The sequence below is a fragment of the Neorhizobium sp. P12A genome, from assembly GCF_008365395.1.
Lineage (GTDB): Bacteria > Pseudomonadota > Alphaproteobacteria > Rhizobiales > Rhizobiaceae > Rhizobium.
Window position 1 is genome coordinate 43451 of sequence record NZ_QOVX01000028.1, and the last position, 9371, is coordinate 52821.

7 protein-coding genes are annotated in these 9371 nt (G+C 59.6%); 4 read left to right on the forward strand and 3 right to left on the reverse strand.

Translation table 11 applies throughout. The annotated features are described in order from the left end of the window. Positions 1-26 precede the first annotated feature (26 nt). Entirely contained in the window at positions 27-1568 is a 1542-nt protein-coding gene (locus DTW90_RS33870) for a polysaccharide biosynthesis C-terminal domain-containing protein (protein WP_188080150.1), read from the forward strand. Positions 1569-1576: 8 nt separating this feature from the next. Then, positions 1577-2893: a polysaccharide biosynthesis/export family protein gene (locus tag DTW90_RS33875; protein ID WP_149344213.1), complete on the forward strand. Its 1317-nt coding sequence runs from the start codon at positions 1577-1579 to the stop codon at positions 2891-2893. A gap of 50 nt (positions 2894-2943) precedes the next feature. Here the strand turns inward: DTW90_RS33875 and DTW90_RS33880 are convergent, their stop codons facing one another. The 3 genes from DTW90_RS33880 to DTW90_RS33890 all read right to left on the reverse strand — a co-directional run bounded on the left by DTW90_RS33880 (position 2944) and on the right by DTW90_RS33890 (position 5806). Then, the gene (locus tag DTW90_RS33880) at positions 2944-3636 is read right to left on the reverse strand and encodes a thermonuclease family protein (protein ID WP_149344215.1); all 693 of its coding nucleotides are present in this window, start codon (positions 3634-3636) and stop codon (positions 2944-2946) included. Positions 3637-3747: 111 nt separating this feature from the next. Continuing rightward, a complete protein-coding gene (locus DTW90_RS33885; protein WP_149344217.1) occupies positions 3748-4317 on the reverse strand; it encodes a hypothetical protein in 570 nt (189 codons plus the stop codon). 154 nt (positions 4318-4471) lie between these two features. After that, the gene (locus DTW90_RS33890) at positions 4472-5806 is read right to left on the reverse strand and encodes a dicarboxylate/amino acid:cation symporter (protein WP_132523411.1); all 1335 of its coding nucleotides are present in this window, start codon (positions 5804-5806) and stop codon (positions 4472-4474) included. Positions 5807-6020: 214 nt separating this feature from the next. Here DTW90_RS33890 and DTW90_RS33895 point away from each other — a divergent pair, with 214 nt between their 5' ends. Further along, on the forward strand, positions 6021-7895 hold the full coding sequence (locus tag DTW90_RS33895; RefSeq protein ID WP_149344221.1) for a sensor histidine kinase: 1875 nt from the start codon (positions 6021-6023) through the stop codon (positions 7893-7895). Next, positions 7892-9253 carry a sigma-54 dependent transcriptional regulator gene (locus DTW90_RS33900; RefSeq protein WP_149344219.1) on the forward strand — a complete coding sequence of 454 codons (1362 nt, stop codon included), beginning with the start codon at positions 7892-7894 and terminating at the stop codon, positions 9251-9253. The genes DTW90_RS33895 and DTW90_RS33900 overlap by 4 nt, the downstream gene beginning before the upstream one ends. Positions 9254-9371: the final 118 nt, after the last annotated feature.

Consider the following 9371-nt stretch of genomic DNA (forward strand, 5'->3'; position numbering starts at 1 on the left):
TGCTGGCTATATTTGCAAAAAGATCGATGTACTCGGCCATATCTGGCTTTGCAACTGTTTTTGCTACTTTCATTAGCGGAATCATTGCCGCCAACCTGCTCGGTGTCGAAGGAACCGGTCTCGTCGCATTCGCCGTTTGGCTGGCGCTCATAGCGTCACAGGTTGTCGATGGCGGGACGTCGCTGTGCGTCGGCCGCTTTACGGCAGATCTGCATGGTCAGGGAGATAAGGCCGCCGCCTATTCGCTTTCCGGCAGGCTCGCCCGTCGTCTCCTGCTCTACAATGCCATGGGTATCGCGGCATTCGCTGTGTTCTACTTTGCAGATCCAGGGACGGCGACAGATTCCCTTCGTCGGCTCTTTGGCGAAACGGATGGCGATGCCGCGACCAATCTCGTTTTCTTTGTCGCGCTGCTGACCTTCACACAGTCCTTTGCGACATTCGGAATGGCGCATTATCGAGGCTCGCAGGATTTTGTAACGCCCGCGGCTGTGTCGTTCGTCTCGATGGTCGCTCAAATCGTCTGCGTCTATCTCGGCGCTTTCTTGTTCCATGTTCCAGGCGCGATTGCGGGCTATATCGCTGGGCAGATCTTGCTCACGGTCGCTGGCGCTAAGCTGATGACGCGAAACGGCACGGTGACGGCCGAGCTCATCAGCGAAACCCGCACATACGGGCGTTATTCCTGGGCAGCCAATCTCTGCAATACCTTCGTCTGGTCGAGGATCGAGATCCTCTTCCTTCAGAGCTTCTGGGGCTATCGCGAGGTCGGCTTGTTCAGCGTCGCATTGGCACTGTCGGCGATAGCGTCGCAGGGCCCGCTCCTCCTGACGGGCGCTTTTCTTCCGATGCTCGCGGAGAAGCATGGGCAGAAGGACAGGCAAGGTCTTCAGATGGCTTTCGCCAGCGGTACGCGTTTCCTGGCCATAGCAGCTTTCCCTGCCTGCTTCGGAATGGCGGCCATTGTTCCAACCCTCGTCCAGCTCCTCTATGGACCATCTTTTGCACCGGCAATTCCCGCCGCCACGATCATCGCGACGGCAGCAGCCTTCTCGATAACAACAGTCATCGGCACACATCTGGTGAATGCGCTTGCCCGCAGCGACGTCATATTCGTTACCTCGCTCATCGGCGCTGCGCTGTCGATCGCCGGAGGCTTTCTTCTCATCCCGCATTATGGGTTGCTCGGTGCTGCCATATCTCGAACGGCAACACAGCTCGCGATGATCGGCATAGGGCTCTGGTTCATCACCACCCGACTGCGTTTCTCCTATCCCTTTGCGGCACTTCTGCGCATCCTTCTGGCGGCCTTGGTCGCCTCGCTGGCAGCCTTCGTGGTCGTCACGCTTGTTCCGGGATTTCATGGCCTGGTCTTGGCCATCCTGGGCGCTGCCTTCGTGTACGCACTGTGCCTGCGTTTCTTCGGCGCCGTCGACCCGCAGGACATTGCGGTGGCACATCGGCTGATCGCGGCATTGCCTCCGCGCTTTGCCGCAATGGCAAATATCCTCCTGTCCTTTATCGACCCGAGCTCCGCGCCGGGCCGAATTGTAACGCCACGACCATAGGTGAGACGATGAGTACGCATTTCTCCGCTACCAAGTTCGCAACGCCCGATATGGCGAGGACGCCGACGCCTTCCGCCCTCAGCAAACGGTCCCTCTGGAACGCGATGCTTGGCCTCATCGTCTTCGCCGGTCTAACGGCAGGCGCGGGACAAGCCCTGGCTGACAGCTACCAGCTGGTGACGCAGGACAAGATCAAGCTGCGGGTCGTTGAATGGCGCTCCGGTGAGGGGGATTACAAGAGCTGGGAGGCTCTGGACGGCGAGTACGTCGTCAACCAGTCCGGGTCGGTCTCAATTCCGCTCGTCGGCGAAGTGCCGGCGACCGGCCTGACGACGGAAAGTCTCGCGGCGAAAATCGCCTATGCCCTCCAGCAGCGCGCCGGTCTGGCAAACAAGCCGTTCATTTCAGTCGAAATCTCACAATATGGTCCCATCTACCTGCTTGGCGCAGTCCATTCGCCAGGCCAGTATCCCTACAATCCCGATCTGACCGTCATGAAGGCGATCAGCCTGGCGGGTGGCTTTGAAAAAGATGGCGAAGGCCGTAGCGCACAGATCAATCGCGACCGCATCCAAGCAACCGGCACGCTGGGCGATGCCGAACTGGACTATAATACCCTGCTGATGCGGGAGTCACGACTACGCGCCGAGATGGCCGGAAAGGACAACTTCGATACCCCAGCGACCCTAACGAAGACCGATGGCGCCGAAGAGCTTCATGCGGAGGAACTCAACCTTATGAAGTTTCGCCGGGTTGAGCTCGATAGCAAGATTGCCTCTGCCGAGGATCTCGGCAAGCTCTATTCCAACAGCATCGATACTCTGCAAAGCAAGATCCAAGCCCAGGAACACCAGGTGTCGCTGTTCGAGAAGCAACTGGCGACTGTGGCCACGCTGGTGGACAAGGGTCTGACGGTGAGTTCGCGCCAGTTCGAACTCGACCAGGCTCACTCCGATGCGGAGAGCAAGCTGCTCGATCTGGAATTTCAGCTGGTCCAGTCCCGCCAATCCCTCGCGGAGAACAAGCGGGACGCGGCCACTGTCGTCAATTCCATGAACTCACAGATTCAGGACGAACTCAGCACGACCCTCCGCGAGATCGCGAAGTCTGATTTGCAGATGCGCGTCTCCCAGGCTCTGCTCAACCAGACCAATCAGGAGAGCCAGCAACAATCGAGCGCGCTGGACAATAACGCCAACAGCCCGCCGAAAATCATGATCGCGCGACAGAACGACAAGGGCGAGACCGAACGGTTCGAAGCCACGCCCGACACACCCATCAAACCGCGGGACCTGATCGAGGTGAATGTCGAGGGATCGTTTTAGATATCAGGCGGCTAACGCCATGTGAATGCCTTGAGTGCGGTCGAGATGAATTAGGTACACCAAGGCTTATGCGAACCCGACGGCTGCGCCAAACCTTCGCTGACCATCTGCATGCCGATCGAGCGGCCTTGCCGGTAGATCGTTCTGAATTTGAGCCCGTCCTTGTCGACTTCGGAAGAGCCTGCCTGCAGAGTGAAGGCTCCGTCATTCAGCAACGCGAGCAATCTTAGCTTCGCAGCCGTTCCCCTGTTCTTGGCTTCCGGACATGCCGGCGGGTTTATCTCGGGCGTGTCGATATCGGCAATGCGGATCTTCACGCCGCGTACCCAGAACGTGTCGCCGTCGACCACGCAGTTGAAATGCGGGCCATCGCCGCAAAAGCCGAAGCTTTCGGATGCCGTCGCAGGGGCCGGTGTCGGCGAGGGCCTGGGGATGGAAACCGGCACGACAGGGATGGAGGCTGACGGGATAGGCGCCGGCGGCTCCGGCAAGGACGGCGCTCGCATGGCGGCAACGTGAACCGGCGCGAGTGCCGGCTTTTCCGCAGGGGCACGCGGAGCAATTGATGCGGTCGCGACGCGCTCCGTGGCGATAAGCTTCGGCTTCAGCGCCGGCCAGTGATCATAGGCGACGATACCGCCAATCGCGAGAGCGGCTCCGGCATACCAGGGCATCAGGCTACCGCTTGCGCTGATCTTGCCTCTGCCAGACGATTTCCGTCGATTTCCGCGCTTCGCCGCCATGGTGACTGACTCCCGACTCGTTTTGAGCCGGATTATTGCGCCTAAGTGTTTCCGAAAGGTTGGCGTCCGCCTTGTCCACAGGCCATCTGTCAGGGAAGGCGGAAACGTCCCTTAAAACGGCTTCGTTGCGCCAGTCTCGGTTTTGTCGACGCTCGGGTCGGTGAGACGGCTAAGGCAGGACGTAAATGTCGCATGAAGCGGATAGATACGCGACGTAGGCAGGACCCAATCCGGTTCGGTACCCGCAAAGTCAAGATCGAGATCCACCGTTCCCGCCACAGCCGATCGAATAATCGCCTTAAGGCTTCCTTTGGGGTTTTCTCCATTCGGGTTCATCAGACGCAGGCTTGTTTTGCTGACCCCAACCGCGGGCATGGTCATCGAGCTCTTGCGGCCTTTGATGACCACTTGCGTCGACAGATTTTCGGGGAGATTCCAAGCGGCGTTTGAAACGACCCAGCTATCGTCGTTTTTCATACCCTCGCGAAACTCGGCTGTCTTTCCGGTCTCGCTGTCCCAGACGAGAGAACAATAATTCTGCGAGCCCTCGGTCACATATCCGACCGACCATTGGCTTGCCGAGCCCAGCCACTCCGTCGCGGCATTCGCGCTAAATGGCGCTGCAGCGCATAAAAAACTCACAAGAACAGCTTTTGCAAAACGATTGTTTAAAGTGCGCATTCGTCCAAACCTTCAGGCAATGACCGCAAACAAACGACAATGTCGACAACGTTGGCGCCAATGTTAGCAGTAGGAAGTTTCGGATTGATGAGCGCTGCAATGGCTGCCCCACGCTTCTCGCCGCGGGGCAGCCCAAGGCAGTCAATGCCCGTGATTACTCCGCAGCCTGCAAAGCCGGCTGAATTGCCTCCGGATCGCCGGACAATTGGCCGGCCATCGCGGCTGCAAACTTTGTCTGATCCAGCTCGTTCTCCCAACGGGCGACGACGACTGTCGCAACGGCATTCCCGACCAGGTTGGTCAGCGCACGGCATTCAGACATGAAGCGGTCGATACCGAGGATGAGCGCCATCCCCGCAATCGGAACCGAGGGAATGACCGACAGCGTGGCGGCAAGCGTGATGAAGCCCGCGCCGGTAATGCCGGCCGCACCCTTGGAACTCAGCATCGCAACGAGCAGCAGCAGCACCTGATCGCCAAGCGTCAACGGCGTATCCGTCGCCTGGGCGATGAAGAGGGCTGCCAGCGTCATGTAGATGTTCGTGCCGTCGAGGTTGAAGGAATAGCCGGTCGGAATGACGAGACCGACGACGGAGCGCTTGCAGCCGGCGCGTTCCATCTTGTTCATCAGCCCCGGCAGGGCAGCCTCGGAAGAAGACGTACCGAGCACGAGCAGCAGTTCTTCCTTGATGTAACGGATCAGCGCTAGGATCGAGAAGCCGTTATAGCGGGCAACCGCACCCAGCACGACGAGAACGAACAGCAGCGAGGTGAGGTAGAAAGTGCCGATCAGGAAGGCGAGATTGGCGATCGTGGCGATACCGTATTTTCCGATGGTGAAGGCCATGGCACCGAAGGCGCCGATGGGCGCGAACTTCATCAGGATCGAGACCAGTCGGAAAATCGGCGCGGTCAGCACCTGCAGGAAATCCAGCACCGGCTTGCCGCGCTCGCCGACGGCACCGAGTGCGATACCGAAGACGACGGAGAAGAACAGCACCTGCAGAATATCGCCCTTGGCAAAGGCTCCGACGATGGTGTCGGGAATGATATTCATCAGGAAGCCGACGACCGTGGCGTCATGGGCCTGGGCAGCGTAGTTGTTTACCGCCTTGGTATCGAGCGTCGCCGGATTGATGTGCATGCCGGCGCCCGGCTGCAATATGTTCGAAACGAGAAGGCCGACCACGAGCGCCAGCGTGGAGAAGACGAGAAAATAAATCAACGACTTGCCAACGACGCGACCGAACTTCTTGAGGTCCGCCATGCCGGCAATGCCAGTCGACACCGTCAGGAAGATGACCGGAGCGATTACCATGCGGACGAGCTTGATGAAGGCATCGCCGAGCGGCTGCATCGAGGCGCCGATCGAAGGATAGAAATGGCCGAGCAGGATGCCGGCGGCGATGGCGACGAGCACCTGCACGTAAAGATGCCGGTAAAGGGGAGTTTTGCCGCGCTCGCCGGCGGCGTTGATTGCAATATCCATGATTTCCTCCACTGCGCCCGGGCGCTCTTGCTGCCGCGGACAGTTACGATATCGGCAGCCCCCGACTGCTCCTGCTTGAGTTGCAATGGGTGTGCCAACTCCTCGGAAGAGCAGTAGTGCTTTGAAAATAAACGATATAATGTCCGGACATCAGTCATCGCGCCGGCAAACGTGCGGTTTTCCGCACAGAGCGATTTACTAAATGTGCGAGTTTATGCACAATGCGCGAATGCTAGATCGAACAGGACAGAAACAACTCTGGACACCTGAACAACTCGGCAGACGAACCCGGCTTATCTGGCTCGTTTTTGCCGCACTGTCGGCGGTTGCCATCGGGATCGCTCTTTACGGCGCGGGTGTCTACGGTCGGCTGCTGGCGATGGAAGCGCTCGAAAACCAGGGACGCACGGACGCGAACCTTAAGGTCGCCTTGCTGCGCGCCGTTCTGGAGGGTCCTCGCGCTCTGCCGCTTCTGCTGGCGGATGACCAGCAGGTTCGCGACACGCTGCTCGCGCCGGGAAACGACGCCGTCGTCGCGCTCGACCGCAAGCTTGAAGGTCTCGTGGCCGATACCCGCGCCTCCGTCCTCTATGTCACCGGCACGAATGGCATTGCGATTGCTTCCAGCAACTGGCAGGAGCCTCTGAGCTTCGTCGGAAACGACTATTCCTTCCGTGATTATTTCAGGCACGCGATGGAGACGGGAACGGCCGAGCATTTCGCGCTCGGCAATGTCAGCAATCGCCCCGGCCTTTATATTTCGCGACGGGTCGGCGATGCGGCAAAGCCGCTTGGCGTCGTCGTCGTCAAGATGGAATTCGAGCAGCTGGAATCCGATTGGCGGGATGCGGCACGCCCGGTCTATGTCACCGACGAGCACGGTGTCGTGCTGATCACCAGCATTCCCTCCTGGCGTTTCATGGCCGCAGCGCCAATTCCGGCCGAAAGCCTCGCCACCATTCGAAAAAGCCTGCAATTCGGCGACGCTCCGCTCCTGCCCTTGCCGATCAAACAACAGGCCGGAAGCCCCGATGCATCGGTTGTCCACGTTATCATGCCCGGCGGAAAGGAGGGGGAGTTTCTGCGTCTTCGCGCGGCCGTTCCCTCAACCTCCTGGCAACTCGAATATCTCGTCCCGACCGAAGCGGTCACCGCCTCAGCCGTTCGTGAAGCGCGGTTCCTCACGCTGGCAGTCCTGGTGCCGCTCCTGGCAATCGTTGGCTTCCTACTCTGGCGTCGGCGGTCTGCCGTCATGAGAATAGCAACCGATCGCGCAGCACGCGCGGAGCTTGAACGCCGTGTCCTCGAGCGAACCGAGGATTTAAGCCGTGCCCGCGACCACCTCCAGGCCGAGATCGCGGATCACCAGGCGACCGAAGCAAGGCTGCAGGTCGTTCAGCAGGAACTTGTTCAGGCAAATCGGCTGGCGATCCTCGGTCAGGTCGCGGCCGGCGTCGCCCACGAGATCAACCAGCCGGTCGCGACCATCCGCGCCTATGCGGACAATGCCCGGATCTTTCTGCAACGACAGCAACCGACCTCCGCCGACGAGAATCTTGGCGCAATCGCCTCGCTCACAGAGCGGATCGGAACAATAACCGAGGAATTGAAAGCTTTTGCGCGCAAGGGCCGGACCGCCGCCGAGCCGGTCGCCTTTCGCGGGGTCCTCGAAGGCGCTGTCGTGCTATTGCGAAGCCGCTTTGCCGGAAGGCTCGATGCCTTGAAAATCGAACTGCCGCCGCCTGAACTCGAAGTCATAGGAAACCGCGTCCGGCTGGAGCAGGTGCTGATCAATCTTTTCCAGAATGCGCTGGAAGCGCTTGAAGGTCACGAGAATGCGCGCGTCGGGGTCTTTTGCCGGGAGAGTAAGAGCGAGGTAGCGGTCACGATCGCCGACAACGGACCGGGCATTCCGCACGAAATCCTCGATTCTCTCTTCACGCCGTTCAATACCTCGAAGGAAAAGGGGCTGGGCCTCGGTCTGGTCATCTCGAAGGACATCGTGACCGATTACGGCGGCCGTATCGATGTCGAAAGCGACAACAGCGGAACCCGCTTTACGATCCATCTCCTGAAGGCACCTCAATGAGCGACGCAATTCCCGTTTTTCTGATTGATGACGACAAGGATCTTCTCAGGGCGACGACGCAGACGCTAGAGCTTGCCGGGTTTTCGGTGTCCCCATTCCATTCCGCGGTCGAGGCGCTGCGAGCGCTGCGGGCAGACTTTGCCGGCGTTATCGTCTCCGATATCCGCATGCCGCAGATCGACGGATTGCAGCTTTTCGATCGTGTGCGCCAACTCGACGAGGACCTGCCGGTCATCCTCGTCACGGGGCACGGCGATATTCCGATGGCGGTAAAGGCCATCCAGGATGGGGCCTATGATTTCATCGCCAAGCCATTCGCGGCAGATCGTCTGGTCCAGAGCGTTCGGCGGGCGGCGGAAAAGCGACGGCTGATTCTCGACAACCGATCGCTGCGCGAGGCTGCAGATCAGGCGCAGGGTGGACTGCCGCTGATCGGGCAAACGCCGGCCATGGAGCGCCTGCGGCGCACTTTGCAGCAAATCGCCGATACGGATGTCGATGTGCTTGTGACCGGCGAGACCGGCAGTGGCAAGGAAGTGGTTGCGAGCCTGCTGCATCGCTGGAGCCGTCGCGCCAAGGGCAATTTCGTGGCGCTGAACTGTGGCGCCCTGCCGGAAACGGTGATCGAAAGCGAACTCTTCGGCCATGAGGCCGGCGCCTTTACCGGCGCGCAGAAGAAACGTATCGGTCGCATCGAGCATTCGAGCGGCGGCACACTCTTCCTGGACGAAATCGAGAGCATGCCGGCGTCGACTCAGGTGCAGATGCTACGGGTGCTGGAAATGCGCGAAGTCACGCCGCTCGGCACCAACGAGGTTCGGCCGGTCGATCTGCGGATCGTTGCCGCAGCCAAGATAGACCTCGGCGATCCGCGCCAGCGGGGCGATTTTCGCGAAGATCTCTATTATCGCCTCAATGTCGTGACGATCACAATTCCGCCGCTACGCGACCGGCGCGACGACATTCCCCTGCTCTTCAGCTATTTCGCCGAACGCGCCGCATTGAAGTTCAAGCGGCCGATCCCCGCGATCTCTCACGATCTGCACCTCTATATGCAGAACCATACGTGGCCGGGCAACGTGCGGGAACTGTCGCATTTCGCGGAACGCTTCATATTGGGCATCGAGCCCACGACAGATACAGGCCCTGGCGAGAACCAGAGCGTCGAGGATAAGCTGCCACTGCCTCTGCGCATAGAACGGTATGAAGCCGAGATCATCCGCAGGACTTTGGAGTCCAATGGTGGGGACGTTCGTCGAACGATCGAAATTCTCGGCATTCCACGCAAGACATTCTACGACAAGCTCCAGCGCCACGGGATCGTCCGCGGAGACTTCGCAAAGATGTCGGCCGACTAGCTAGTGCCCATCCATAAACGCCTGTTTTTCTGCGGTTTTGAAAGGTTGTTTGCCGGCTGCCATCGTTTTTTTGGACGAGTGATGGCAGAGAGCGCGCAGATTATGGCCCGAAGAGCGA